The sequence below is a fragment of the Mesorhizobium sp. WSM4989 genome (genome assembly GCF_029625795.1).
GTDB lineage: Bacteria > Pseudomonadota > Alphaproteobacteria > Rhizobiales > Rhizobiaceae > Mesorhizobium.
In genome coordinates this window covers 869,285-895,312 of record NZ_JARTVN010000001.1, presented here as the reverse complement: position 1 = coordinate 895,312, position 26,028 = coordinate 869,285, and the positions used below count along the sequence as shown (strand labels likewise).

Sequence of the window (26,028 nt, the reverse complement as noted above, 5' to 3'; positions counted from 1 at the left end):
GACATGGCTTCCGAAACGATCCTCAGCGTCAAGGACCTGCGCGTCCGCTTCCAGACCCTCGACGGCACGGTCGAGGCGGTGAAGGGCATCAGCATAAAGGTCAATGCCGGCGAGACCGTCGCCGTCGTCGGCGAATCCGGATCCGGCAAGAGCCAGACGATGATGGCCGCGATGAGCCTGCTTTCCTCCAATGGCGAAGCGACCGGCCAGGTCGACTACCGCGGCCGCAACCTCCTGGAGATGACCAAGAGCGAGCTCAACAAGGTTCGCGGCCGCAAGATCAGCATGATCTTCCAGGAGCCGATGACCTCGCTCGATCCGCTCTACACCATCGGCAACCAGCTCATCGAGCCGATCCGCCGCCATCGCGGCCTGAGCGCCCAGGCCGCGCGTGAAGAGGCGCTGAAGCTGTTGAGACTGGTGCACATCCCCGATCCCGAGCGGCGGATGAAATCCTATCCGCACGAAATGTCGGGCGGCCAGCGCCAGCGCGTCATGATCGCGATGGCTTTGGCGAACGATCCCGATATTCTGATCGCCGACGAGCCGACGACGGCGCTGGACGTCACCATTCAGGCGCAGATCCTGATGCTGCTTGCCGAACTGCAGCGCAAGCTCGGCATGGCGATCGTCTTCATCACCCATGATCTCGGCATCGTCCGCCGTTTCGCCGACCGCGTCTATGTCATGCGCCAGGGCGAGGTGGTGGAAGAGGGCGAGGCGGAAGCGCTTTTCGCCAATCCGCAGCACGCCTACACCAAGATGCTGCTCGCCGCCGAGCCGACCGGCACCAAGGCGGCCGCGCCCGCCAATTCGCCCGTGCTGCTCGAAGGCCGCAACGTCGAGGTCGTCTTCAAGATCGGCGGTGGTTTTCTCGGCGGCGAGCCGCTGATGTTGCGGGCCGTCGACAAGATATCGATCCGGCTGAAGCGCAACCAGACGATCGGCATCGTCGGCGAGTCCGGCTCCGGCAAATCGACGCTCGGCCGCGCGCTGCTGCGGCTGCTCCCCAGCGACGGCGTCATCCGCTTTGGCGACCGCGACATCTCAGAGGCCGACCGCCACGCGATGCGGCCGCTGCGGCGCGAATTGCAGCTCGTCTTCCAGGATCCGTTTGGCTCGCTGTCGCCGCGCATGACGGTTGGCCAGGTCATCACCGAAGGGCTTTTGGTGCACGAGCCTTCGCTGACGGGCAAACAGCGCGACCAGCGTGCCGTCGAGGCGTTGCGCGAGGTCGGCCTCGACCCCAACGCGCGCAACCGCTACCCGCATGAGTTCTCCGGCGGCCAGCGCCAGCGCATCGCCATTGCCCGCGCTATGATCCTGAAGCCGAAAGTGGTGGTGCTTGATGAGCCGACCTCGGCGCTCGACCGCTCGGTGCAGAAGCAGATCGTCGAGCTATTGCGCAAGCTGCAGTCGGACCACGGACTGTCCTACCTCTTCATCAGCCACGACCTCGCAGTGGTGCGCGCCATGGCCGACTACATCATCGTCATGAAGCAGGGAAAGATCGTCGAGGAAGGGCCGGCCGAGGAGATCTTCGGCAATCCGCGGGAAGCCTACACGCAGACACTGATGAAGGCGGCGATCGATACGACCAGGTTCCGCATCAGCGCTTGAGACTTCCGCTGCTCGGCGACGCCCTAGTCACTGCGAGGACGGGCAGCGGCTCTTCCTGGCCGCGATGATCGCCTGCTGCTGTTGCTGCAGCCGCTCGATCCTGGCGGTATCGCGATTGGCCACGACCGTCTTCACGCGCTCGCCGCCGAGCAGCCAAGTCGGCACGCTGGTATTGGCGACCTTGCCGCGGCTGATCGCCGTCCGCGAAATATCGGTGGCGGTGTCGCCGAGCGCGCTGTTGAGCTCGGCGCAGCTCATCCCGTCGTATTTCGCCGGATTGATCGACGCAACACTCGACGAGCAGCCTGCGATCAAGGTCAACGGCAAGAGAGCCCGCAGCGTGAACTTCATACTCTTACCCCGGTCTCGCCGTTCCAAAAATCGTCCAGCAGCTCTCGAATGGGATAGCGGCAACCATTAGGCCAAAGTGAGGGCCTATTGTCGACCATTTATCTGATTGATTGATTGACGGCAGGCTTTTGCGGAAGGCTGGCGGCGTCGAAAGCGCGTGGCTTGATATCGATGCGGATACAGAGCCACAAGAAACGCCGGACAGAGGTCCGTCCGAATCGAGAGCCGTAAAATTGTATTGCGGTCCGTTACCGATCCTTAGGCATGGTTGAAACTGCTCTGCGGCATTAACGCCACGGTTGCGTTGCGTCTGCGATATTGCCGGCTGCACAACGCAAGGTGGGGCCTCCATGATTGACCAGATACGCTCGCTGCTCGAGCAGCATCCGATGATTCCGCTGAATTTCGGCGCGCTCGCCGACGACGCCAATCTCTATGACGCGGGGCTGACCTCCTTCGCCTCAGTGCAGATGATGCTGGCGCTCGAAGAGGAGTTCGACATCGAATTCCCCGAGACGATGCTGACGCGGCGCACCTTCTCTTCGCTGGCCAGCATCGCGGATGCGGTTTCGCAGTTGACGCGCAAGGCGGCGTAGCCATGAACGTGTTGAGAAAGATAGAGGCGGCCTCGCTCGCGGAGGCGCCCGAAGCCGCGACCGAGCGCATGCGCCGCGTCGCCGAGATCGCCGCCGGCCATGCCGACCCCGTCGACAAGGAGGGGCGTTTCCCGGCGGAGACGATCGAGGCGCTGAAGCGCGAGCGCCTGCTCGGCGTGGCGATCCCGATCGAGCATGGCGGCGAGGGGCTCGGCACGTTGCAGATCGCCGACCTCATCGTGCAGCTCGGCCAGGCCTGCGGCTCGAGCGCGATGATCTATGCCATGCATCAGATCAAGACGTCGAGCTTTGTCACTCACGGAGGCGCCAGCGATTGGCACCGCGCTTATATGCGGCGCATCGCCGACGAGCAGCTTCTGATGGCTTCGGCGACTACGGAGGCCGGCATCGGCGGCAATTTGCGCAACTCGATCTGTGCGGTCGAGGTCGCCGGCGGGCGCTTCGCGTTGACCAAGGAAGCCACCGTCATCTCCTATGGCAACTATGCCGACGCCATCCTCGCCACGGCGCGTCGCGCCCCCGATGCGGCCAGCTCCGATCAGGTGATGGTGGTGATCCCGGCCGACGGCAACCGCACGCTTGAGCGCACGTCGGTGTGGGACACGCTCGGCATGCGCGGCACCTGCTCCGACGGCTTTCATCTGGTCGCCACGGGTGACGCGGCGCAGATATTCCCGGAGCCGTTCTCCGAGATCGCGGCGCAGTCGATGCTGGCCAGCTCGCACATCTTCTGGGCGGCGACCTGGTTCGGCATCACCGCCGACGCCTTCAATCGGGCGCAGGCCTTCGTCAAGGCGGCGGCGCGCAAGCAGCCCGACTCCATGCCGCCGGGCGCGCTGAGGCTTGCCGAAGCGGCCGCCCTTTTGCAGGAGATGAAAGGCCACCTTGCGGCCGCCATCCACCGCTTCGAAGCGGCCGCGGGCGACGACGACGCGCTGTCTTCGATCGGCTTCGCCGCCGAGATCAACGCGCTGAAGGTCGCGGCCAGCGAGAAGGCCGGCGCCGTGGTGCGTCTCGCCATGCTGGTCAACGGCATTCTTGGCTACAAGAACGGTACCCCGTTCAGCGTCGGCCGGCACCTGCGCGACGTGACCTCGGCGCCGGTGATGATCTCCAACGACCGCATCCTTTCCAATACCGCGACGCTCATGCTGATGAGCCGCTTCGACACCGGCCTGGGGAGCTGAGATGGACGCCAAGACATTCGACTCCAAGTCGCTGCTCGACAGCCTGTTCGAGAACGGCATCCTGTTCGAATCCGGCGTCGACGGCCTTTATGGCCGTTCGGGCGCGTTCGAGGACGTGATCGAGCGGTTCGAGCGTCTCGTCACCCGGCTCGGCGCGCCCGACAAGGCCACCCGCATCCATTTTCCGCCGGGCATGAGCCGCGCGACGCTGGAGAAGAGCGGCTACATGAAGAGCTTCCCGCAGCTTGCCGGCTGCGTGCATTCCTTCATGGGCGGCGAGCGGGAGCATGCGCAGCTGCTCGGCATGATGGCTGACTGCGGAGACTGGACGGAGCTGCAGAAGGCGACGGACCTCGCGCTGACACCCGCCGCCTGCTATCCGCTCTATCCCACGATAGCTGCGCGCGGCCCGGTGCCGGCGCAGGGCCTTCTTTTCGAACTCTCCTCCTACTGCTTCCGCCACGAGCCGTCGAAGGACCCGGCGCGCATGCAGCTCTTCCGCATGCGCGAGTTCGTCAAGATCGGTACGGCCGAGCAGGTGCGCTCGTTCCGCGAAAGCTGGCTGAAGCGCGGCAGGGCCATGATCGAGTCGCTCGACCTGCCCTGCGAGGTCGATCTTGCCAACGATCCGTTCTTCGGCCGCGGCGGCAGGATGATGGCCAACAACCAGCGCGATCAGGGCCTGAAATTCGAGCTGCTGATTCCGGTGACCAGCATCGAGAAGCCGACCGCCTGCTTGAGCTTCAATTATCATCAGGACCATTTTGGCCAGACCTGGGGCCTGAAGTTCGCCGACGGGGAGTTCTGCCATTCGGCCTGCGTCGGCTTCGGGCTGGAGCGCGTGGCGCTGGCGCTGTTCCGCCACCATGGGCCGGACACGGAAGCCTGGCCGGCGGCGGTCCGCGACGTGCTCTGGAGCGTGTGAGATGCTGAGGGCTATCGCCGGCCTCGATCCGGCCACCTACCGGCCGCACTGGCTGCACGATCCGCAAAGGCGGTGGCCGCAGACCAACTGCTATGTCGACCTTCTGATCGAGGTTCTGCACGCGACCGGGCACGATCCGGTCGCGGCGCTCGGTTTCACCGCGGCGCAGGATTTCGAAGGTGATCAGTTCACGTTCTTCAAGTTCCCGACCGCCGACCTGCAGAGGCTGGCGGGGCTGGACATCCAAGAGCTGGCGGTCTTCGACCGGCTGGAGACGCATGTGCTGACGCAAGTCGAGCTCGGCCGGCTGCCGCTGGTCGAGGTCGATGCCTTCTACCTGCCCGACACCAAAGGCCTCACCTACCGCAGCGGCCATTCCAAGACCACAGTCGGCATCAATGCGCTCGATCCCGAGTCGCGGCAGATGCGCTACTTCCACAATGACGGCTACTTCGCGCTCGAGGGCCAAGACTATGACGGCATCTTCGGCCAATGGGATGGTGTGTCGGCGGGCGACCTGCCGCTGTTTCCTTACGCGGAATTCGTGAAGCTCGACGCCACGCGCCCGGCCCGCGACGCGGTCGGGACCGCGGCGGCGCTGCTCGCGCATCACCTGAAGCGGCGGCCGAAGCGCAATCCGCTCGCCGCCTATGCGGCCGCGTTCGGCCGCCACGCTGAAAGGCTGGCGACGAAGTCGCCTGCCTATTTCCACACCTATGCCTTCAACACGCTGCGGCAGGTCGGCGCGAATTTCGAACTTCTTGGCAGTCATCTCGAATGGCTGGGGCAGCACGGCGAAACCTGCCTGGCAGAGGCGGTGCAAGCCGCCGGCAGCATTGCCGAGGGCGCCAAGGTCATGCAGTTCAAGCTCGCCCGCGCGATGGCGCGGCAGCGCTTCGACGGCTTGACCGAAGCAATCGCGCCGATGGCGCAGGCCTACGAAACGGTGATGAACGTGCTGGACGCCCGCATGGCCGGTGTCGCCTCCAAGGCGGCCTAGCGGGCCGGCCGACGCGCATTTGATGATGGGTGGGGGAATGGACGCCACGGTGTCGATCGCCGGCACTGCCGGATTGCTGGATCGGGGGTGGCGGATGGCCATCTCGGCGGCAGGTGCCTGGGCTTCGCCGAATGACATAGACGCAAATGCCGAATGGCTGGACGCGGCCTGTCCCGGCACGGCGGCCGCCACGCTGGAAAAGCATGGCCGCTGGGACCGCAAGCAGCCAACCCGGCTGCACGACCGCGATGTCTGGTACAGCCGCAGGCTCGACGCGACCGGTCCGGTGCGGCTGGTGTTCGAGGGGCTGGCGACTGTCGCCGAGGTCTGGCTTGACGATCGGCTGTTGTTCACCTCGACCTCGATGTTCGAGCGCCATGAGGCTGCGGTAAGCCTTTCAGGGGGCGAGCAGCTCGCCATCGTCTTTCGCAGTCTCTACCGCCATCTGGAAACGGCGATCGGTCCGCGCGCCCGCTGGCGCCCTCGCATGATCGACGATCAGCGGCTGCGGCTGGTGCGCACGACCCTGATCGGCCATATGCCGGGCTGGTGCCCGAGCTTCGATGTCGTCGGGCCGTGGCGTCCCGTCAAGCTGATCCACGAAAATGGCGGGCAGCGCATCCTCGATGCCGACATGCGCGCCAGGCTCGACGGCACGACCGGGCATCTTGCCGTTGCGATAACCCTCGCCGAACCCTTCGACAATGCGCAAACGGCGCATGTCCGCTGTGCCGGAGTGCGCGCGCCCCTCAAGTTCGAGACACCCACCCGGCTGACGGCGGAATTGGCCATTGCCGATGTCGCCCCATGGTGGCCGAACAGACATGGCGAGCCGGCGCTGCACGAAGTCATGGCGACGCTGGGCACGGTGCGCAGCCGGCTGGGCCGAGTCGGATTCCGCCGCATCGAGATCGATCGCGGTGCCGACGGAGGCGATTTTCGCCTGGTCGTCAACGGCGTGCCGGTGTTCTGCCGCGGCGCGGTCTGGACGCCCTCCGATCCCGTGCGACTGCCCTGCGAGCGAGCCGAAATCGAGCCCGACCTCGATCTCGCGCGCCAAGCCGGCGTCAACATGCTGCGGCTCGGCGGCACCTTCGCCTATGAAAGCGATGCCTTCCACGAGCTGTGCGATGAGATGGGCATTCTGGTCTGGCAGGACTTGATGCTTGCCAATTTCGACTATCCGGCGAAGAGCGCGGCCTGGCGGGCGGCGCTGTCGCGCGAGGTGGAGAACCTGTTGGGGCGGCTTCGGCATTCGCCGTCGCTGGCGGTGCTGTGCGGCGGCAGCGAGGTGGCGCAGCAGGCCGCGATGCTCGGCATGCCGGTGGCGATGGATCCGACACCCTGGTTCGACGATGTCGTGCGTCCGGCCGCGCAGGCGATCCTGCCCGATCTGGCGCTCGTGTCCTCCTCGCCCTCCGGCGGCAGCCTGCCCTTCGCCGCGGATGGCGGCCCGACGCACTACTATGGCGTCGGCGCCTATTGCCGGCCACTGGAGGACGCGCGCCGCGCGGAGGTGCGTTTCGCCAGCGAATGCCTCGCCTTCGCCAACGTGCCGGAACAGGCGACGCTCGATGAGCATCTGCCCGTTCCGCCCGGCCACGATCCGCGCTGGAAGGCCGGCGTGCCGCGCGATGCAGGTGCGTCGTGGGATTTCGAGGACGTGCGCGAGCATTATCTGGAGACGCTGTTCGGCGTCGACGCTCGCCGGCTGCGCATGGAGGATCCGGCGCGCTACCTCGACCTCTCGCGCGCCGTCATTGCCGAGGTGGTTGAGCGCACGATCGACGAATGGCGCAGACCGGCCTCCCCGACGGCGGGCGCGCTGGTGTTCTTCTGGAAGGATCTGCGCCCGGGAGCAGGGTGGGGCGTCGTCGATTCTGCCGGTCGGCCGAAATCGGTCTGGCATGCGCTGAGACGCGCCTTCGCGCCGCTCCGGCTGACGCTGAGCGATGAGGGCGTCAACGGGCTGAGCGTCCATCTCGTCAATGACACGGCAAGGGCAGTCGAGGCGACGCTATCGCTTGCCTGCCTGCGCGACGGCGTCACCCCGGTGGTGGCGGCGCGCCGGCCGGTCACTCTGCAGGCGCGCGGGACGCAGTCGCTTGCGGCATTCTCGCTGCTCGGCGCCTTCTTTGATCTGTCTTATGCCTATCGCTTCGGCCCAGCGGGGCACGAGGTAACCGTGGCAAGGCTGGAAGACCGCGACGGCGAGATCCTGGCCGAAGCCTTTCATGTGCTTCCCGGCGTCATGACCGCGCGACGCGATGTCGGCCTGTCGGCAGGGCTGATGCGCGGCAGAGACGGCTGGCGCCTGCGGCTCGCTTGCAAGCGCGCCGCCTATCACGTCGCCATCAAGGATGGGCTGTTCTTCCCGCGCGAGAACGGCTTCCACCTGATGCCGGGCGCGGTGAAGGAAATTGGCCTGGATGGGCCGGCCTCTGCCACGCCGGCCGGCGTCGTGACGGCGCTGAATGGCGATCGCGAGGTGGCCTACGATGCGCCGCAAGCCGACAATGTAGAGACCAGGGTGGAGAGCATGCAGTCGTTGCGGCCTGCCGGGAGCGTGGCATGAAGGGGGTCGTCTTCGCCGACACGATCGGCTGGCTTCATGAAGGCAGGGGCACCGGGCGGCGCGGCCGGGGTGTCGTGATCGCCGGGGCGCATGGCCACGAGGACCTGTGCAGCCGGCGTTTCCTGCGGCTTCTGGCTGACAAGCTGGCCGAAAACGGTCTGCCGGCGCTGCAATTCGACTATCCCGGCTGCGGCAATGCCGCCGGGGATCATTCAACGCCCGGTCAGGTGCAACGGTGGACGGCGAGCATAGGCGCAGCAATCGATCGGCTGAAGCAGGATTGCGGCGTGGCGGACGTCATTTTGGTCGGCTTCCGGCTTGGTGCCCTGCTGGTCCCGCTGGCGGCGGCCGGACGCGACGACGTGGCGGGTCTCGTGCTGCTCGCGCCGCCGTCCTCCGGCAAGGCCTATGTTCGCGAGATCACAGCCATGTCGCGCATGATCGACGCGCCGCTGGCCAGCCGCTCGGCGGGCGAAGGGGTTTTCGCCGAGGGGCGCGAGGCCGCCGGCTTCCGAATTTCGCATGAAACGCTGGCTGATCTCTCGGCGCTCGATTGGCGGCATGCCGCGGCTGGCCTTCCATCCCTGCCGATGCTGGTGCTTACAAACGGCAAGCCGCTGGCTGCCGAAGAGGTGCGCGGCGACTCGGCGGGCGCTGCGGAAATCGCGACGGCCGAGTTCGATGGCTATCCTCTCTTGATGTGCGACCCGACCGCCAACCGGATTCCGGCCGCCGCTCTCGATCGCTGCGCCGCCTGGATCGCCGACCAGGCCGGCGAAGCGGCAGCGGGAAAGGCCATGCCGCGCGATGTATCGCAGATCCTGGACGGTCCGCATTACGCGGAAAGCCCGGTGCTGATCGGACCGGCGCCGATGATCTGCGGTGTGCTTTGCCGACCGCGCGGACGCCAGACCGAGGCCGAGCCGGTGATCTTCCTCAATGCCGGTGGCGTGCCGCATGTCGGCTGGGCGCGCGGCACGGTGGAAGCGGCGCGAGCCCTGGCGGCGGAAGGCGTAGCCTCGCTGCGCGTCGACCTGCCCGGACTTGGCCTGAGCGATCCGACCGAGGAAGGGCGCCTGTTCCTTTATGACCGGCGCACGCGCCATGATGTAAGTCGTGCGATCAACTGGATGGAGCGAGCCGGCTACCCCGGGGTCGGCCTGGTCGGCACCTGCGCAGGCGCATTTCAGGCTTTTCACGCCGCGCGGGCCGATCGGCGGGTACGGATGCTGACCATGATCAACCCGCTCTGCTTCGCCTGGAACGGTTCCTACGCGCTGGAGATGGCGGTCTGGAAGACTTACGAGACGTCCAAGGCCGTGCTCGGGCAGAACGCTGCCGCCAGGCAGGAGAGCCGCGAGCCGGCCGACGCCGCATGGCGCGGGATCGCTTCGCGATGCGCCCGGCTGATCGTCCGGCGCGGGCTGGAGGCGATCAAGTCCACATTGTCGATGCTGCATCCGGCCGCGCTGCTTGGACAGCGGCGGGTGGAACGCTGGATGCGCGACCTATGCGGCCGCGGCGTGCGGGTCCTCCTCGTAACCTCGGAAGGCGATCTGAGCCTCAAGGAGATCGCCCGCCATTTTGGCTCGGAGGAAGAGCGGCTCGATAGCATTCGCGGCGTGACCAGGGTCTCGCTGCCGAATGCCGACCACACGCTGACGCCGTATCACGCACGGCGCGCCGTGATCGCTCGCCTGATCGACCATGGCGGCATCAGGCGTGACGGTTATGCTCGTTCCGAGCCGGTGCGCGCGACGGCAAGCCCTTCCTTCCTGGCGCCGTAGGGGATCATCAGTTCGGCTTGAGTATTGACATGCGGCAAGCGCGTCGCGTCTTGAAGCGTCACGCAGCGATACGGTTCTCCTGCGCGAAGCCGAAAGGTTTGAATAATCAGGGAAACTAAAGATTTTCGGGAGATTTCGTTCTGGTCGGAGTGGCAGGATTTGAACCTGCGACCCCATCGTCCCGAACAAGCTGTCTTGCCAGAAGAAGCCCGGAATTCCGGGCTTTTGCGATTAATGATTGGCCGCTGTTGGGGCCTTTGTTCACGTTTATTTCCGGGGTTTCAGGTGGGTTTCAGGTGGGAGACGCCCGATCGGACGATGTTGCTCTTCTGGCGCGGCGCCGGCGCCTTGGCCGTGATCGCCGCGGCGGCGTCGGCCTGGAAATCGGGGTGATGGTGGTAGTAGTGCTTGCGCAGCACGGCTTCCGTCATGCCGCAGAAGTCGGCTGCCTTGGAAAGCTCGACGCCGTTCTGCATCAGCCACGTCGCAGCTGTATGGCGCAGCGTGTGCGGGGTGACATCTGTGACGAACACTTGCGTCTCGACGCCCTTGACGATCCGCGCCTCGTACCAGCCGAGGCCAGCGATCTCGCAGGCCGACTTGAACGCCTTGCGCACGGAGCGAACCGGGCCGCCTTCCCATTCGACGATGAAATCGTGCGCGATCATGCGGCCGATCGTGCGGCTTTTGCCGCGTCCCTTGGTCTTGATGTCAACCGGGGTGCGCGCCCAGCGGCGCATGTGCGCCAGCAGCCGGTCCGGCAGCCTGACCGGCGGCTGTCGCTTCCTGGTCTCGACCATGTCGGCGGCTCGCCTGAAGAAGACGCCGCGCTCAAGGTCGACGAAGCCGCGCCCCACTGTGGGCCGTGTCGCGGCCCCGCAGATGGCGGCGGATCGCGTGCCGGTGTAGAGCCCGGTCAGGATGAAGCGCGCCACGTGGCGGCCGGTCCGGCGATCGCTCTCTTGCCCCTTCCAGGTCTGCCGCATCTGCCAGGCTGCCCAGAGCAGCCTCGCCGCCTCAGATCGCGTCAGCGCGCGCTTGGCCTTCTCGGAGCGCGCCGGCAACACGATCTTCGGCACGGCCGTGATGTATTTTTCGGCGTGATAGTGGTTGATGGCCGCGCGCAGATCCTCCAGCTGCCGGCGTCCCATCGCTGGCGTCGGCAGGATCCGGCCGTTCTTGGCCGGGCCGTTGACATATTCGCGGCAGAGTGCGCCTGAGATGTCGGCGACGGTGCCGGTGAAGAAGGTCAGAATGGCGAGCAGCCGCGCGGCCGTTTCCTTGCGATAGCTTTGCGACGGGTTGAGCGCGACGACGTCTTCCGCATAGACGTTGATGACGTCGGCGATCTTTACTTGGTCGGGGTCGCGGTTGCGCTGGCGCGTCGGCTGATGCTTTTCGCTGATGTAGTCGGCGAGCTGCCTTTGAGCTTCAACAAGCTCGCTCTTGCCGCAGCCAGTGGGATGTCGTCGTCCGGCGTCCTCGATGTACCAGCCGGCCTTGCTGCGCAGGCTGCCGTCGGCCTTTCGGCTCTCGGACCGCCAGACGAGTCGAATTCCCTTGCTTGGACGCGGCATAGTTTTCTCATTCTCCCGATTGCTGCGAGTGTGGTGTATTCCTTGCCGGCGATGATTTCCGTCTCTAACCGCCCACGGTCGCGCTCCTTGCGCAAACCGGCTGGGCCCATCGAGCCATCAGGGAAAGCAATCCGGGCCGCGATGTCCAGCCGCAGCGGCGCGTTTTCCGTGTACTCATCGGACCCGTTCATGGAGTGCCGTTGCCGCTGGTGTTCCTGACGAAAACTGCACGTTCAGCCTCGCGCCGCGATACCAAGATAGCGCTGCAGGCGGTCGATGAAGGCAAGCTCTGCTTTCATCGCGCCCCACGGCCCGATTGCGCCGACAAGCTTTGGCGGAGGCAGCGAAACGCGCGGCAGACAAGCGCTGTTCGGCCTGGCTCCGAACAGGGCCGCGGCCTCGGCAACCAGCATGCGATTATCCATGTCGCGGATCTGACGGCCATAGGCCGGCACGGTGTCGATATTGGGCAATTCAGCCGCCTGGTAGATCGCAAGGTCGATGCTGCGCTTGGCCGACGCGATCGCGCGGTGGGCGAGCTGGTCGATGAAATCTGCAGCCAATCCCGCGTCGCTCGCCAGTCGACAGATGTGATGCTGGATCAGATCGACTGCCGGCCTGGTGATGTCGCCGAGCGCGTATTCATGCCCGTCATGAAGAAGGAAATAGCCGGCGGCCAAGCCGTCGCCGGTTTCGCGGAACAGCGCGTCGGCACCCATCACGCAATGCTGCGCCACGGAGTAGGCCGGGCAGCGATAGAGACCATTGAACCGCGCGAGCTTGGACAACGTGTTGGCCATATCGGCGAAGCTGATGTCGGACGCCTTCGGTTCGAGGAGGTCGAAGGCCGACCCATCCGGCTTGAACGTTGGGATCATGGCGGGTCTGCCGCCAAGCGCCTTGCTTGCGGGCCTCATTGGTGCACCTGCGGCATGGCTGCTTCGACGGCGTTGATAACGCTCTTGCGAATGGCCGGGAAGATCGGCAGCCGGTCGAGGTAGCCCGACAGCACCGAAATGCAGCGTTCGCGTTGACCCGACCAGGGGTCGAGCAGCAGGGCGCCGTGAGCCGCACAATACTGGCCCCAAGCCAGGATAAGGCTCTGTGTAGGCTGCGCGTCGCCGGGCAGCGGTGGCCGATTGGGCGCGGCGTGCCGGGCCTTCTCAATCATGTCCGCAAGCAGATCCGGGCGAATGGTGATCTGCTTGGTGCTGGCGAGCAAAGCCAGACGTGCGGCGCTGTCCTGAAATTCGATGATTTCGGCGCTTGTGAAGCCGGCCCCGATCAAGTCCTCAAGCCGGACGCCGCCGCCAACAGCAAACAGATCGCGCATAGCCTCTGACATTTCCAAGCAGCGCGGATGGGTGTCCAACCCGGCTTCCGGAAACTCGCGGCGGGTTTGCGATGAACGTTGAACTTTATCGAGCAAGACGGGTCTCCTTAAACGGAAATCAGAGGGCGCCGACGGTGACAGCGGCGCAGAACAGGGTGGCGGCAATGAAGGCAATAGCAGCGAGCCGCTTCGCGACGGCTTCATCCTTGTGATAGCGTTCAAACCGTGCGCTACGGGCAGGGGGGATCGGATGAGAAAGTCGGTGCGAGCTGTCGTCTCGCTGTTCGTCATGCCCGGTCCAGCCTTTGCCTACAGCGATGGGCAAATGGCGATTATGTCCCATGTCGGGCAGGCAATCGCCGGCACCAAGATCTGTCCGAAACTGGAAATCAACGAAGGCGCCATGGCGCTGATGCTGGCCGCCGAGGACGTCAAGCTCGACGACCCGACGGTTGCCGCGGTCATTCGGAGCAAGGTCAAAGAAACCGTCCGGGCTTGGGAGGGCAAAAGCGAAGACCTCGCCTGCGCGGCAGTGCTGATGCTCTACGGGCCGAGCGGAAGGATCGCGGGACTGCTGCGCTTCAGAGATCGATTTCACCGCCCGGCTCCAATTGGTAATTTCCAAGAGTAGGTATTACCTACCTACCTTGTCAAGGCCGGGTAGGTTTGTTTGCAGCCTTGGGCTGTGGATTTGTCGCACCGGCCCGTCGGGTTTGTACTTGTTTTGTTCCGAAGGCTGAGTCAGATTGACGCGGCTAAGGAGGCGGCGTTGCTGACGTATTTTGTAGTTCAGAGATTCAATTTCACGCCCAAGGGAGCGATCGCCGCTGGAGCGGCGCTGGAAGTACAGGACATCGAGCATGCTTTGCGACTGGCAGAGAAACTGGCGGAATGTTCGGCCGGCGTCGTGGCATTCAGCCGTACGGGTGATCCTTCGAGCGGCGAGTTCGAAGATGCCATCATCCTCTACGCCAACGGGATCGTTCCAGCGCTTGAGGCTGAAATACCAGTAGCCTGTTGAACGTCAGCAAACACCGCTGCGAAATGCGACGGTGTTTTCTAATGCTTAGGCAAGCTGGCGGAGCTGAAGCCCGCTCTCTCCCTCCTCGGCGGCCGCAAGCTGACCTTCTGGCCCAACACTGCTTATCTGGAAAGCGCCGCATGTCCGCCGCCGATGGCTCCTCGTCGTTTCCCGAAAGCAGGCGTTCGGCTCAGGCGGCATGGCGTCTGGATTTGACCCAAACGGGTCATTCGGAACCCGGTTCTAGACAGGCTGTCCCCCTTGGTGGATCATGCGTGGGTTGGCAAGCCAGGGGCGCAGCCATGGACGTCGGAGGTTGGCTGCGGAGGCTTGGCCTCGAACAGTATGAGGCCTCCTTCCGCGAGAATAAAATCGACGACACGGTCCTGCCGAGGTTGACGGCCGAGGACTTGAAGGATCTGGGTGTCGGACTTGTCGGACATCGTCGTAAGCTGCTCGACGCCATCGCAGCCTTGCGCGCTGAAGCAAGCACGCTGCTGTCCGATGCGCCTCTTGCGGCCGACAACGCCGCGAAGGACACCGCTGAACGCCGCCAGGTCACCGTGATGTTCTCGGACCTTGTCGGCTCGACAGCGCTCTCCGCGCAAATGGATCCCGAGGATTTGCGTGAGGTGATTGCGGCCTATCAGAACTGCGTTGCCGAGGCCGTGCGTGGCTTCGGCGGGTTTGTGGCTAAATACATGGGCGACGGTGTGCTGGTGTATTTTGGCTATCCGAAGGCGCATGAGGACGACGCGGAGCGAGCCGTGCGGGCGGGGCTGGCGGTCGTTGATGAGATCGCAAGGCTCGCGACCCCGGCACCAGGGGCGCTGGCGATACGCGTCGGCATCGCAACCGGGCTGGTGGTGGTGGGCGACCTCATCGGCGAAGGAGTGGCGCAAGAGGAAGCGGTGGTCGGAGAATCGCCGAACCTGGCGGCGCGGCTGCAAGCTTTGGCGGCGCCCGGCCAGATCGTGATCCCGCTCGCGACGCGCCGACTGCTCGGCGGACTGTTCGAGTTCGCCGACCTCGGCCTGCACGACCTGAAAGGGTTCGACGCCCCGATCCGCGCGTGGTGCGTGCTTCGCGAGAGTGCCGCCGAGACCCGATTCGAAGCGCGCGCGACGAGCGGCCTAGCGCCCACGGTCGGGCGTGACGACGAGCTTGCTTTGCTCGCGGAGCTCTGGAGCAAGGCCGCGTCCGGCGAGGGCCAGGTGGTCCTGCTCTCCGGCGAGCCCGGCATCGGCAAATCGCATCTGGTTCAGGCGCTCCGCGGGCGGCTGGGGGACCGGCCGCACATCCGCATACGCTGCCAGTGCTCGCCGTTCCACGCAAATAGCGCCCTTCGCCCGTCGATTGTCCAACTCACCCGCGCGGCTGGCTTCCATCCGGACGATTCACCGAGCGCAAAACTCGACAAGCTGGAGCGCCTCTTGGCGCGGTCCACAGACAAGGTCCGGGACGTCGCCCCTTTGTTGTCGGCCCTTCTCTCGCTCCCGGCAGGCAGCCGCTATGCACCCCTGAACCTCAGCCCTCAGCGTCGGAAGGAACTGACCCTCGAGGCTCTGGCCGGGCAGCTAATTGGCTTGGCGGCCCGTCAGCCCGTGCTGATGGTTTTCGAGGATATCCACTGGATTGATCCAACATCGCTGGAGCTTCTCGACCGATTGGTCCCGCAGATCCCGCGCCTTGCAGTACTGGCGATCTTTAGTTTCCGCCCTGAGTTCGAGCCGCGGTGGACCGGCCACCCGCGGGTCACCTCGCTCGCGCTGAACCGCCTGAGCCGCCGGCAGGGCGCAACCCTGGTGGAGCGGTTGACCGGGGGCAAGGCGCTGCCGGGCGGATTGCTCGAGCAGATGGTGGCCAAGACAGACGGCGTGCCCCTGTTCCTCGAGGAGGTGACCAAGGCCGTCATTGAATCTGACGCGCTGACCGATGAAGGCGACCGTTACGCACTCTCGGGCCCGCTGCCACCGTTGGCGATCCCTGCAACCCTGCAGGATTCTCTGGTGGCGCGGCTCGATCGGCTGATGACGCCAGCGCGGGAGGTCGCGCAGATTGGCGCCGCCATCGGCCGCGAATTCTCTTACGAACTGCTGGCGGCGGTGGCGCAGCGCGAGGAACGGGAACTCCAGGACGCCCTCGACCAACTGATCGGCGCCGAGCTCGTGATCGCGCGCGGTCGGCCGCCGCACGCGACCTGCATCTTCAAGCACGCATTGGTGGGGGATGCCGCCTATGCCACCTTGCTGCGCAGTCGCCGCCAGCAGCTGCACACCCGGATCGCCCACGCGCTCGAGCAGCATTTCGGCGACGTCGTCGAGCACGAGCCCGAGATCGTGGCTCAGCACTATACGGCTGCAGGCCTCTCGATTCAGGCCATCAGCTATTGGCAGCGCGCGGGAGAGAGCGCCAACGACCGTTCGGCCAACGATGAGGCCCAAAACCATCTGCGGAAAGCGCTGAACTTGATCGAAACGCTGCCTGCGGGCCCGGAGCGCCAGCGGCGCGAGCTCGCAGCGCTAACGGTGCTGGGCCGCGTGCTCACCGCCAAGAATGGCTACGCAAATGCCGAGGTCGAGCGGGTCTATTCCCGCGCGCGCCGCCTTTGCGAGCTGATGCCAGAAGATGCGGCTGTCTTCCCGGTTCTGCTCGGCCTGGCCATCTACTCGGCCACGGGCGCCCAACTCACGTCGGCGCACGACCTGAGCGGACGGCTTCTCGACCTTGCTCTGCAGAGTAACGATCCCGTGTGGGTGGTCGAAGCCCATTATGCTCGGGGGGTCAGCTCTTCTTGGCGCGGCGACTTCAGGGACGCACGCAAACATCTGGAGCTGGCCTCCGAAGCCTATCGCCCACAGCGACATCGAGCTCATCTCGCCCTATACGGCCAGGATCCCGGACCGATTTGCCTATGTCGTGGGTCAGCGGTGCTTTGGCACCTCGGCTACCCCGACCAGGCGCTGACCCGGATGGAAGACGCCCTTGTCTTGGCCGAGCGATTGGCGCACCCCTTCAGCCGCGCTTACGTGCTGGTATGGGCAGCGTGGTTACGAATATTCCGACGCGAGGTGGCCGAAGCCGAGGAGCGGAACGACCGTGCGCTCACCTTCGCGACCGAGCAGGCGTATCCGTTCTGGATTGCCATGGCCGCCCAGCAAAAGGGATGGCTCTTGGCGAAGCAGGGCCAGAAGGAGCGAGCGATCGCGCAAATTGAGGATGGGCTGGTGCGGATGCAGGCCGTCGGAACGCAAGTGACGCAGGCCTACACGATGGGATTCCTCGGCGAGGTGCTCGGGAGTGTCGATCGCGCGTCGGACGGCGTGCGCCTGATCGATTGTGCTCTCGACCAGGTGAACCGGACCCGCGAGCGGTGGTGCGATGCCGAATTGCTGCGGCTCCGCGGTGCCATATGCGCTGCCGCGGAACCAAGAGGTTGGAACGAGGCTGAAATCTCGTTCCGCCAAGCGATCGAACGGTCTCGTGAGCAAGGTGCCAAATCCTGGGAGCTCCGCGCCGCCACATCGCTTGCGCGCCTTTTGGCCGAACAGGGCAAGCGCGCCGAGGCCCACGACCTGCTCGCGCCGACCTACGGCTGGTTCACCGAGGGCTTCGACACGCCCGATCTGAAAGAGGCCAAGACCTTGCTCGACAAGCTCGGGGCATGATGACCCACATGCCAGCCATGCAATGTCCGGTCCTTGGCGCAAAACAGCCGCCAATGTGCTGGGCGCGAAGGCCAGCTTTTCAGTTCAATCATCCCATCAGCGGTTCTTCCCCTTCCGGCCCAAAATCGGCTTAACAGCGCTTTTTCGCGAATGCCCACACCATGACCGGGTACTCCTCGTCATTGCTGAGATCCCGCCACAGGCCGTAGGCCCGCACCGGCCCGCCGATGTGCGCCCTCGCGCAGGCCTTGTTGCCCCAGCCGAAGACCTGCACGTCATTTTCCGCAAAGCCGCCCTCGACCATGACCTGCTTCAATCCCGCCGGCGTCCAGCGGTTGTAGTCGTGCGGGCGAGCGTGCACCCGGAACAGGAAAGGCGTGGCGACCATTGCCCAACCGCCTTGTTTGGTCATTGCATGGATGTTGGCGGCGGCGGCGAGCGGCCGCTGAACGTGCTCGAGCACCTGGTCGGCAATGACAATGGAAAATTGCTCGTCAGTGCGGTCGCGGCAGATGTCGAACTCGGGGAAATCAACCGAGCGGTAGTTCGGGCACATCGCGCGCCAGTAGCGGTTCCAGCCGGGTGAGATTTCGATGACGTCGCGGGATTTGCGATTGGCCGCTTCGAGGAAGGCGGTAAAAGCCTCGATCTGGCGAATGCGCAGCCAGTTGCGGGAATCATAGCCGATCAGCCGTTTCACCGCGCGCTTGCCACGGTCCTTCAGCTCGCCGGCAAGGGTCGTCGTCATTTCGACCTCCTCCTTAGCCCGCCGCAGCGGCGGTTTTACAGCGAGAAGCGTACAAAAGGATGACGGAAGAGGGGAGCCGGCGCAGAAAACGCCGTCTCCCAGTCACTCAAAGGATCAATAGTCGCCGTTGTAATAGCGATCGTCGCAAGGCGCGGTGTAGATCTGGCCGTAGCGGTCCCGATAGCGGCAGAGCTGCTCGCCGCGGCGCTGCGGGGTCGTGGCGCTGCCGACGACGGCGCCGAGCAGCGCTCCGCTCGCCGCGCCGATCACCGTCGACTTGGTGTTGCCGCCAATCGCCTGGCCGACCAGTGCGCCGCCGGCGCCGCCGATCAGCGCGCCGGTGGTGGCGCGCTGCTGGCCCTCGGTCTGGGTCTCGCATCCGGCAAGTGCCGCGGTCATCAGCACCGCCACAAAAACCTTCTTGATCATCATCTCCAGAACTCCTTCAAGCCCCAAAGACCAACTAAAACAGGGGCGTACCTGGCCGAAGTGGGCTCGCATTGCGGCGGAACGGCGGCGGAGCCTGCTCACGAAATGAGTCAGGGTTTCCCGGTGGTTGAAGGCCATGGTTGCCAAACGGCAAAGGCGACCCTCTCGGCAGTAACCCTTCAGCGGGTCCTCAATGGAACAATGATGGTCGCGAGCTCCTGATTGTCGGCGTCAGCCATGATCTGTTCAAGAGAGCTAGGTTCTGGGATGGCCTCGCCATCATCAATCAGACCCCCAACATGAAAGGCGAGAGCCTGTTCGGCCAAGTCGCGCGCTTCGCCGAGGCTTGCGCCGGCGGCAACGACGCCGGGGAAGTCAGGAAAGGACACTCCGTAATCGCTGGCGTCTTCTTTGTGGATCAACCCGATGTACTGGCGCATTCCTTCCTCTTGCCGCGCGGCGGGCCGGCCCCTAGCTTAGAAACACCCGCACGACGGTGCAAGCGATGGACAAGTTTCCGGCCACTGACAGGCCCCCTCCAAGGAGGCCGAGGACCCGTGCGGCCCAGTATCTGCGCATGTCCACAGACAGGCAGATCTACTCGATCGACAACCAGAGAGATGCGATCCGCAATTATGCGAGCGTCATGGGTTATGACATTGTTGCGACCTATGAGGATCCCGGGCGAAGTGGCCTCAGCCTCGTGGGGCGCCCAGGCTTGCGGCGGCTGTTGGAAGATGTGGAAAGCCGGCGAGCCGATTTCGAAACCGTCGTTGTCTACGATGTGAGCCGTTGGGGGCGCTTCCAGAATACCGATGAAAGCGCCACCTATGGCCGGAGTGCGGATCGAGTTCTGCGCCGAGCTATTCGTCAACGATGGGAGCATCGGGTCCGACGTCCTGAAGGCGATCAAACGCAGCATGGCCGCGGAGTACAGCCGCATGCTGTCGAACAGGGTCTTCGCCGGTCAAAGCCGCATCGTCAAACTGGGTTTCAGCGGCGGTGGCCCCGCCGGCTATGGCTTCAGGCGCCTTCTTGTTGATGGCTCCGGAAATCCCAAGGCAATGCTTGGTCGCGATGAGCGAAAAGGGCTGGCAAGCGATCGCGTCATTCTAGTGCCGGGGCCGAAAGAGGAGGTCTCCACCGTACGATGGATGTTCAATCAATTCGTGACGAAGGGAAAAACGGAAGCCGAAATTGCGACTGCATTAAACGCTCGCGGCCTTGTTACTGAACGCGGCCGACCATGGACCAAAGCATGCGTGGGCACGATACTGACGAGCGAGAAGTACATCGGCAACAATGTCTGGAATCGAATATCCCATAGGCTTCTACACGACCGGGTAAGAAATCCGCCAAGCGCATTTGTTCGCGCCGACAATGTCATCGAGCCGCTCGTGACTCGGGCGCTTTTCGATCGTGCGCAAGCTATCAGGCGCGCGCGCGCTTACCTCAGGCCCGATGAGGAGCTGCTTGCCGATCTGACCAAGCTCTTAAAAGAGCGGGGGAAGCTGTCGAGCCCAATCATCGACGCCGCCCCCTTCTGTCATTCAGCCTCCATTTACGCGCACCGATTTGGAAGCATGAAGGCCGCCTACCAGTTGATCGGATACGACGCCTCGGCGAATTATCGGAAACTCGATGTCAGCAACCGGCTCAAACAGATCCGGCAGCAAGTCGTCGAGGAATTGATGTCGAACATTGACAAGGTCGGTGGTTCGGCACTGTACGATCCCAAAACAAAGCTTTTGCGCGTCAATGACGAATTCTCCATCGCGATATGGATCGCGCGCTATCGGATTATCGTCACCGGCTATCCACGCTGGATTTTTTGGAACCGCGGTCTCGTTGGGCCAGATGTGACGATTTTGATCAGAATGGAGCCCGATCATCAAACTGTTCGTGACTTCCTCATTGCGCCCGCGCATGAAGCGCAATCCGCCCTTCGCATGCTCAACGCAAACAACGGCGTGCGCCTTGATGCCTTCCTCTTCGCTTCGCTCGATCCTGTCGTGGAGATGGCGAGACGAGAATCGATTTCGGCGATCCCGTGACAGTAACCAAGGCCGAGCTTCGTCGCTTCGTCGAAAACAACCGGCATGCCACCCGTCTTACGAGCAATTTGCAGCCGCCGCAGAATCCATTGCGTGGCCCGGCATTCTTGCGGACCTATAAACGCCAATTCGATCTGATGCAGGATTTCATCAGAGAAGCCGTCGCAGCGCGGCATCAACTGGAAGTCGTCGTCTATGCCACCGGTCAGATCCTGGCCAACGCGGTGTTCCCCGCCTTGCTGCAGGCGCATGATCTCGCAACGCTGCCTTGGATCTTGACGCAAGTTTCGCCAACCGGACCCGATATCCGTTCTGAAGAACAGCACGGCCCGTCGTGCTTCACAGCCGAGCCGCAGCTTGTCGGCGGTGTCTGTCTCGAGGCTCTCGACCTCCTGAACGATTTCGGCGCCCCCTTGAAGATTTTCCCCTTGTTGCGAGAGGTCGTGCCGAGCCGGCAGGTTGAAATCGTGCGTCTCATGCTAGCGTTGGACCGGGTGCAATTTCGAGTGGCGAGAGTGTTGATCGCGCTCACACCACGATCGCAGCTCACCGATCCCTTTGCGCCCGGAAAGCAATATGAGGGCATCTCCCCGACGCAATTGGCTGACATGCAAACTGACCTGGCCAAGGTCAGCCATGAATATCTGAGCGCCGCCAGCACCCATGGCGCAACAGTGCTCAACCTGATCGCCGTTACCGGTTATATTGACAAATTGCTGAACAACCCCGCGCTAGTGCGGTTTATGGCGCGCAATTTTGCCGGGCACCTTGAGGTGTATCAGGAATTGCTCGACTTTCGCGAAAGTGGGTTTCAGAAACGTGCACCGATCGCTGAACGAAGCGCGTGGATTTGAGCTCTCCCTCTTGCCGTCGAACTCGTTGTCTTGATCACGGGCTGGCGCTGCACTGAGCCGTGTGCCCTGCGCCAGATCCCAGGAAGCAATCCGGGGCTCTTGCTTAACTGATTGTCTGGCCGCATCTTTCTCTTGGGGAGAGAGGGCTTGGACAAGGCTCGATATAACAATCGCTCTGACCGGTGGCGAGGGCGGCGCGCAGGCGCGAAACGCTCGCGCGCCAGGCGATGGGCAAGCGTGCCGCTTCGTCTTGTGCTCGTGACGGTGGCTGCGTTTTCTGCCTTGCTCACGCAGTTCGTCATGCACAACAGCGGATCGCTTCCGGAAATCAGCCTGCAGAACATCATCAAGCCGAGGCCGGCATCAATCGCCGGCGTCGCCTCGGTCATCGACGGTGACACAATCGAGATCCACGGCCAGCATGTGCGCTTCAACGGCATCGACGCGCCGGAGAGCCGCCAATATTGCGACGATGTGAAGGGCTTCGAATATCCCTGCGGCCGCCGCTCCGCCGAAGCGCTGGACAAATTCCTGGCAGCCTCAAGGCCGGTGCAATCCGCATTCGTGACCTGGGACCGCTACGGGCGCTTTGTCGGCAACTGCACACGAGCCGACGGGGCTGATATCGCCGCCTGGATGGTCGAGTACGGGCAAGCGCTCGACTGGCCGAAATACAGCAATGGCGCCTTTGCAGCGCAACAGGCCAAAGCGCAGGCGGCAAGGCTCGGCCTGTGGGTGGGCAATTTCCAACTGCCCTGGGATTGGCGAGCGCAGCACAGCGATGATGTGCAAGCGCCGTCGACACCAACTTTCGCGCTCGGCAGCTGCAACGCCGGCTGCACAATCAAAGGCAACATCTCGGCCGAAGGCGAGCGGATCTATCACTTGCCCGGGCAGAAATACTACATAGTCACCGTCATCAATCCGGCCAAAGGGGAGAGGTGGTTCTGCTCGGAAGCTGAAGCCGTTGCGGCGGGGTGGCGGCGGTCGAAGCGAATGTGCCGCCTTAGCTCAGCTGGTAGAGCAGTAGTTTTGTTAACTATTGGTCGGGGGTTCGAGTCCCTCAGGCGGCACCAGCCTAACCCACGACCGGCTGTCCCCACTAGGATGTGACTGCATCTGCGCCGGAGCTTGCCAGAAGCATTCCGTTGAGTGCGATCGCCAATCCCGTGCCGTTCCACCGAATTGCAGCCTTATGAAGCTTACCCTGCTCGATACCGGTCATGTCGAAATCGAGTACATGATGGCCGCTCTCTTCATGCCAAACCTCCAACCTAGATCGATCGAAAAAATCTTGCCACAGATTCAATTGACGGCGACCGTCACCAGAGCAGTACTGGATGATATAACGGCCCGCCTGCTGCGACATATCTTTAGTTATTTCGAAGTTTATGCATATTACTCCGGTTGGTGGCAATTCGAAGGGATCGACTACGTTCCCTCCCACGGTTGTCATTTTATGACTGCCAAGAATTAAAAAGGCATCCGGTAATTTCAACTCGGCAGCGTAATTAGGTATTACTGAGTGGAATGTCGTTATGGGATCGCTGCCGTTTTCTCTGTAATGGTCTAGAAAACGACCGGTGATCACTATCGCGCAGATATGCTTTCGCCTATTGAGATCATTAATAAGAGTATCTCTACAGTCATCGAGCGACTTTTGGAATTGGCGGGTATTCCTGTAAGGAATTTGGAAATGAACTATGCCTGGATGATCCTTAGGAAGCTGTTTTTTGGCCGCTCGAAATAACTCCCTCATCCGAGTCACTTGATTAAATTTTGAAAAAGCTTTCGTCTTGATCATCCATATCTTTGTAGCGTCAGCCTCCCTACTTTCGTAGCCAAAAACCATGCTATAGTCGGCGTCAGCACTGAAATTGATTGGAAGCTGCATAACCTTTCCGTCGTCCATTAGCAGCCGCTTGCTCACAACGTAATCCTTCCCATCGACGCGAATTTCGTTTTCAGGATCGTCAATCGTTCGGAACGCTTCACTGACTATTTCGGCAGCGTCTCTCGGCTCTATCGACCGTCTTGCCACAATCGCAATTTCTATACTTCTTTTACCTGCCTCAAGTCTCCTTGTAACCGCCTCTCTAATCCTATTCCAAGTCCTCTCCTCTAGGCGCACGTCGTCCAAAAGGCTCTTACATTCAAGATATACCTTTCCCTCGTCGCCAAAATCCGAAACCAGATCCGGCTGCTTGCCGTTACCCGGCGACACGAAAGCAATGGGCAATTTGAATTCGTGAGCGTACATATGGAATACAAAGGCCTCAAAAGCGGCTGAAAAAAATTCGTCGTCGCCTTTGAGCCGATTGAGAAGCTTGGGAAACTCCGGATCGGCCGCTGCCGACATAAGGGAGAAGCGCATATCGAGCAAAAAGAAGGGTGCTTCGGACAGCTGAATGGAAGCTGCCTCGACAGATTCCTGCAGTTCGGACCAAGCCACTGCGAAGGGATGAGCGCGAGCAAGGCGCTCGAAATACTGCGGGAGAGTTTTGGCGGATGATAGCTCTTTGAACCCACGGGTGAGTTGAGCAAAGACATCCTCGGTTACCAGTATTTTCAGTGCCTCAGCGTGTTCGCCAATATTGTCACGGGTGAGCCGATTTGCTGGGACATTCTTGTGATCTGAAGCCATAGTGACCGACCCTCAAGCATCGAACGTCTAACTGGCAGTTTCGTTTGATCGATCGAACCCGGGCGAGCCGTAGATACGGATTTCGCGCCCTTCCAGCGCGGGTCTGATATCAGCGACGCCCAATGTGAGGTGGCTTTGGTTGATCTCTCGTTCGAAGTCAGCCTGCATTTGTTGATCTAGCCCCTCGCCCGTCCCGGCATAGCTCTCAACGATGCGTGGATCGCCGAGTTCAAATCTCCTTTGCAGCCCCGTCGCGTCCTCGCTGATCACCCGTCTCTCAACGATTGCAAAGAAGGTGACGGTACCAACAGCCACTTGAGCAGCATATAGCAACCGTTCCGCACCAGCGGGCACTCTTTCAACGTCCGTAAACTCGAGACTACAGGTAACCCCTTTGACTGCTACGATTTCTCGGAGGCGCGCCAGTTCCGCCGCCGCCGCCACGACGTCCGCGATCGATAACTCTAGATCATCCTCGGAAAGCGAACTAAGGAACGTCAGCAGGGCATGCAGCTGATGCCAGCGACCATCCGCAGCCTTTCGGGCTCGGCCTCCGTAGACACGCCTGCCTCCTACCCATATCTGAATGTCAGTATCGGTCGTTGTGAAAAGCGACAACAGCCTGACATGCGTCAACAATGCGATCAAGCTTCGGCGTTGGTCGATGGAAATCTTGCTATTGAATGTAACGCCGTTATCGCTGGTGGACCAAACTAGATCCACATACTCAGACGTAAAACGTGCATAACCTCTAGGAAACGACGTAAACGCCGCCTTGCCCGGCATCACGATTTGGCTGTCTTCGTTCTTAGCCCTCACCTTGATTCGGCAACTGTACCATGTCGACGGCGAGGCCGTGATGGTGGCGGTGCCGGCCAATAGCTGACCCCGTGGGTCTGGCAGACCAAACCGATGCGGAACCATCTCGAAATCTTGTATTTGCACACTGCCAATGCCCAAGAAGGCCTTGGCAACTGCGTCTGCATTTTCGGATTGGAAGCTGAATTTGACGGAGGCTTGGCCACCTTCGTACCCAACGGACTTGTAAGCGCTGGTTTTCTGTCCGCGATAGTCGCCGACTTCTGCAATCGTCTTCTCCATCCATGGCATCAAGTCGTCTGTGTGATCGTCGTTTTCATCGAATGAAATTGTCAGCGTTTTTTTGTGAAGTTTCTCGCCGGCCAGATCGGCCTTTCGTACCGCCCTCAAACTCTCGGTGATCAGGTCAATCCAAAAGTGCTTCGCATAGATTCGAGTCTCGCCGGATGGCAGCCTGTGGAAAAGCACCACGAACCAAGGATGGCTTTGTTGCGCCATTCGACGAGCATTTGACAACGTGATCGACGTGCGGACGATGCGGCCAGTCGTCGATTTGATTTGGGAATATGCTGAAAGGGCCGCTGGCTGCGCGTCCGCGGGTGTGAAATCCGGGTCGGGAGGAAATTCAACGAGATAATCCCAACCTGTCTCGTCCTCGCTGACCTGTTGCGGATGCACGCCGGCATTCGCACAAATGGTGGCAAACGCGTACTCGCTGGCTTTATCTACGCGCGGCCTTCTAGACACTGAAATCTACCCCCGAGAGTACCCCATCCGGCGCGGGCTGGGCTGATCGACCGTCGTAGCCTCTGAATTTAT

20 protein-coding genes, 1 tRNA gene and 3 pseudogenes are annotated in these 26,028 nt (G+C 62.6%); 15 read left to right on the top strand and 9 right to left on the bottom strand.

From position 1 onward, the window contains the following. Positions 1–3: 3 nt before the first annotated feature. Entirely contained in the window at positions 4–1,620 is a 1,617-nt protein-coding gene (locus P9217_RS04550) for an ABC transporter ATP-binding protein (RefSeq protein WP_095800339.1), read from the top strand. A gap of 27 nt (positions 1,621–1,647) precedes the next feature. Here P9217_RS04550 and P9217_RS04545 read toward each other — a convergent pair whose 3' ends face one another. Beyond that, entirely contained in the window at positions 1,648–1,971 is a 324-nt protein-coding gene (locus tag P9217_RS04545) for a hypothetical protein (RefSeq protein ID WP_066997754.1), read from the bottom strand. 350 nt (positions 1,972–2,321) lie between these two features. On the opposite strand from P9217_RS04545, the gene P9217_RS04540 reads away from it, so the two are divergent. The 6 genes from P9217_RS04540 (at position 2,322) to P9217_RS04515 (ending at position 10,062) form a co-directional block, all read left to right on the top strand. After that, positions 2,322–2,567 carry an acyl carrier protein gene (locus tag P9217_RS04540; protein WP_066997751.1) on the top strand — a complete coding sequence of 82 codons (246 nt, stop codon included), beginning with the start codon at positions 2,322–2,324 and terminating at the stop codon, positions 2,565–2,567. A 68-nt stretch (positions 2,568–2,635) separates the two neighbouring features. Then, entirely contained in the window at positions 2,636–3,775 is a 1,140-nt protein-coding gene (locus tag P9217_RS04535) for an acyl-CoA dehydrogenase family protein (RefSeq protein WP_278056545.1), read from the top strand. 1 nt (position 3,776) lies between these two features. Next, on the top strand, positions 3,777–4,700 hold the full coding sequence (locus tag P9217_RS04530) for an amino acid--[acyl-carrier-protein] ligase (RefSeq protein WP_278056171.1): 924 nt from the start codon (positions 3,777–3,779) through the stop codon (positions 4,698–4,700). 1 nt (position 4,701) lies between these two features. After that, on the top strand, positions 4,702–5,700 hold the full coding sequence (locus tag P9217_RS04525) for a DUF1839 family protein (protein ID WP_127325801.1): 999 nt from the start codon (positions 4,702–4,704) through the stop codon (positions 5,698–5,700). A gap of 37 nt (positions 5,701–5,737) precedes the next feature. After that, positions 5,738–8,275: a glycoside hydrolase family 2 protein gene (locus tag P9217_RS04520; RefSeq protein WP_278086537.1), complete on the top strand. Its 2,538-nt coding sequence runs from the start codon at positions 5,738–5,740 to the stop codon at positions 8,273–8,275. Beyond that, the gene (locus P9217_RS04515) at positions 8,272–10,062 is read left to right on the top strand and encodes an alpha/beta fold hydrolase (protein WP_278086538.1); all 1,791 of its coding nucleotides are present in this window, start codon (positions 8,272–8,274) and stop codon (positions 10,060–10,062) included. The genes P9217_RS04520 and P9217_RS04515 overlap by 4 nt, the downstream gene beginning before the upstream one ends. Positions 10,063–10,343: 281 nt before the next feature. On the opposite strand, the gene P9217_RS04510 is transcribed toward P9217_RS04515, so the two are convergent. The 3 genes from P9217_RS04510 to P9217_RS04500 all read right to left on the bottom strand — a co-directional run bounded on the left by P9217_RS04510 (position 10,344) and on the right by P9217_RS04500 (position 13,068). Beyond that, on the bottom strand, positions 10,344–11,639 hold the full coding sequence (locus P9217_RS04510; protein WP_278086539.1) for a tyrosine-type recombinase/integrase: 1,296 nt from the start codon (positions 11,637–11,639) through the stop codon (positions 10,344–10,346). A gap of 233 nt (positions 11,640–11,872) precedes the next feature. Beyond that, the gene (locus P9217_RS04505; protein ID WP_278086540.1) at positions 11,873–12,517 is read right to left on the bottom strand and encodes a hypothetical protein; all 645 of its coding nucleotides are present in this window, start codon (positions 12,515–12,517) and stop codon (positions 11,873–11,875) included. A gap of 35 nt (positions 12,518–12,552) precedes the next feature. Next, complete coding sequence (locus tag P9217_RS04500) at positions 12,553–13,068, bottom strand: hypothetical protein (RefSeq protein WP_278086541.1); 516 nt, start codon at positions 13,066–13,068, stop codon at positions 12,553–12,555. A 154-nt stretch (positions 13,069–13,222) separates the two neighbouring features. Between P9217_RS04500 and P9217_RS04495 the strand changes: the two genes are divergently transcribed. From P9217_RS04495 to P9217_RS04485, 3 genes are all read left to right on the top strand, one after another. Further along, on the top strand, positions 13,223–13,603 hold the full coding sequence (locus P9217_RS04495) for a hypothetical protein (RefSeq protein WP_278086542.1): 381 nt from the start codon (positions 13,223–13,225) through the stop codon (positions 13,601–13,603). A gap of 138 nt (positions 13,604–13,741) precedes the next feature. Next, a complete protein-coding gene (locus P9217_RS04490; RefSeq protein ID WP_278086543.1) occupies positions 13,742–13,993 on the top strand; it encodes a hypothetical protein in 252 nt (83 codons plus the stop codon). A 302-nt stretch (positions 13,994–14,295) separates the two neighbouring features. Beyond that, positions 14,296–17,661: an adenylate/guanylate cyclase domain-containing protein gene (locus P9217_RS04485; protein WP_278086544.1), complete on the top strand. Its 3,366-nt coding sequence runs from the start codon at positions 14,296–14,298 to the stop codon at positions 17,659–17,661. A gap of 130 nt (positions 17,662–17,791) precedes the next feature. Here the strand turns inward: P9217_RS04485 and P9217_RS04480 are convergent, their stop codons facing one another. The 3 genes and pseudogenes from P9217_RS04480 to P9217_RS04470 form a co-directional block, all read right to left on the bottom strand. Then, positions 17,792–18,409 (bottom strand): methyltransferase domain-containing protein, encoded by a 618-nt coding sequence (locus tag P9217_RS04480; protein ID WP_278086545.1) that lies wholly within the window; start codon positions 18,407–18,409, stop codon positions 17,792–17,794. Between the two features lie 114 nt (positions 18,410–18,523). Further along, positions 18,524–18,841 (bottom strand): YMGG-like glycine zipper-containing protein, encoded by a 318-nt coding sequence (locus tag P9217_RS04475; protein ID WP_127246343.1) that lies wholly within the window; start codon positions 18,839–18,841, stop codon positions 18,524–18,526. Between the two features lie 182 nt (positions 18,842–19,023). Beyond that, positions 19,024–19,278: pseudogene (locus P9217_RS04470) on the bottom strand (type II toxin-antitoxin system HicB family antitoxin); the annotation flags it as partial. Between the two features lie 65 nt (positions 19,279–19,343). Here P9217_RS04470 and P9217_RS04465 point away from each other — a divergent pair. From P9217_RS04465 to P9217_RS04445, 5 genes and pseudogenes are all read left to right on the top strand, one after another. Continuing rightward, positions 19,344–19,583 (top strand): annotated as a pseudogene (locus tag P9217_RS04465) (recombinase family protein); the annotation flags it as partial. An 85-nt stretch (positions 19,584–19,668) separates the two neighbouring features. Continuing rightward, entirely contained in the window at positions 19,669–20,892 is a 1,224-nt protein-coding gene (locus tag P9217_RS04460) for a recombinase family protein (protein ID WP_278086546.1), read from the top strand. Further along, a complete protein-coding gene (locus P9217_RS04455; RefSeq protein ID WP_278086547.1) occupies positions 20,889–21,746 on the top strand; it encodes a plasmid partitioning protein RepB C-terminal domain-containing protein in 858 nt (285 codons plus the stop codon). Before P9217_RS04460 ends, P9217_RS04455 begins: the two co-directional genes overlap by 4 nt. A gap of 300 nt (positions 21,747–22,046) precedes the next feature. Next, positions 22,047–22,469 (top strand): annotated as a pseudogene (locus P9217_RS04450) (thermonuclease family protein); the annotation flags it as partial. Between the two features lie 277 nt (positions 22,470–22,746). Beyond that, positions 22,747–22,822: transfer RNA gene (locus P9217_RS04445), tRNA-Thr, on the top strand. A gap of 26 nt (positions 22,823–22,848) precedes the next feature. On the opposite strand, the gene P9217_RS04440 is transcribed toward P9217_RS04445, so the two are convergent. Both P9217_RS04440 and P9217_RS04435 read right to left on the bottom strand, forming a co-directional pair. Further along, positions 22,849–24,390 carry a hypothetical protein gene (locus P9217_RS04440; protein WP_278086548.1) on the bottom strand — a complete coding sequence of 514 codons (1,542 nt, stop codon included), beginning with the start codon at positions 24,388–24,390 and terminating at the stop codon, positions 22,849–22,851. Positions 24,391–24,417: 27 nt separating this feature from the next. Next, positions 24,418–25,956, bottom strand: a complete 1,539-nt coding sequence (locus P9217_RS04435) for a hypothetical protein (RefSeq protein ID WP_278086549.1) — start codon at positions 25,954–25,956, stop codon at positions 24,418–24,420. Positions 25,957–26,028 lie beyond the last annotated feature (72 nt).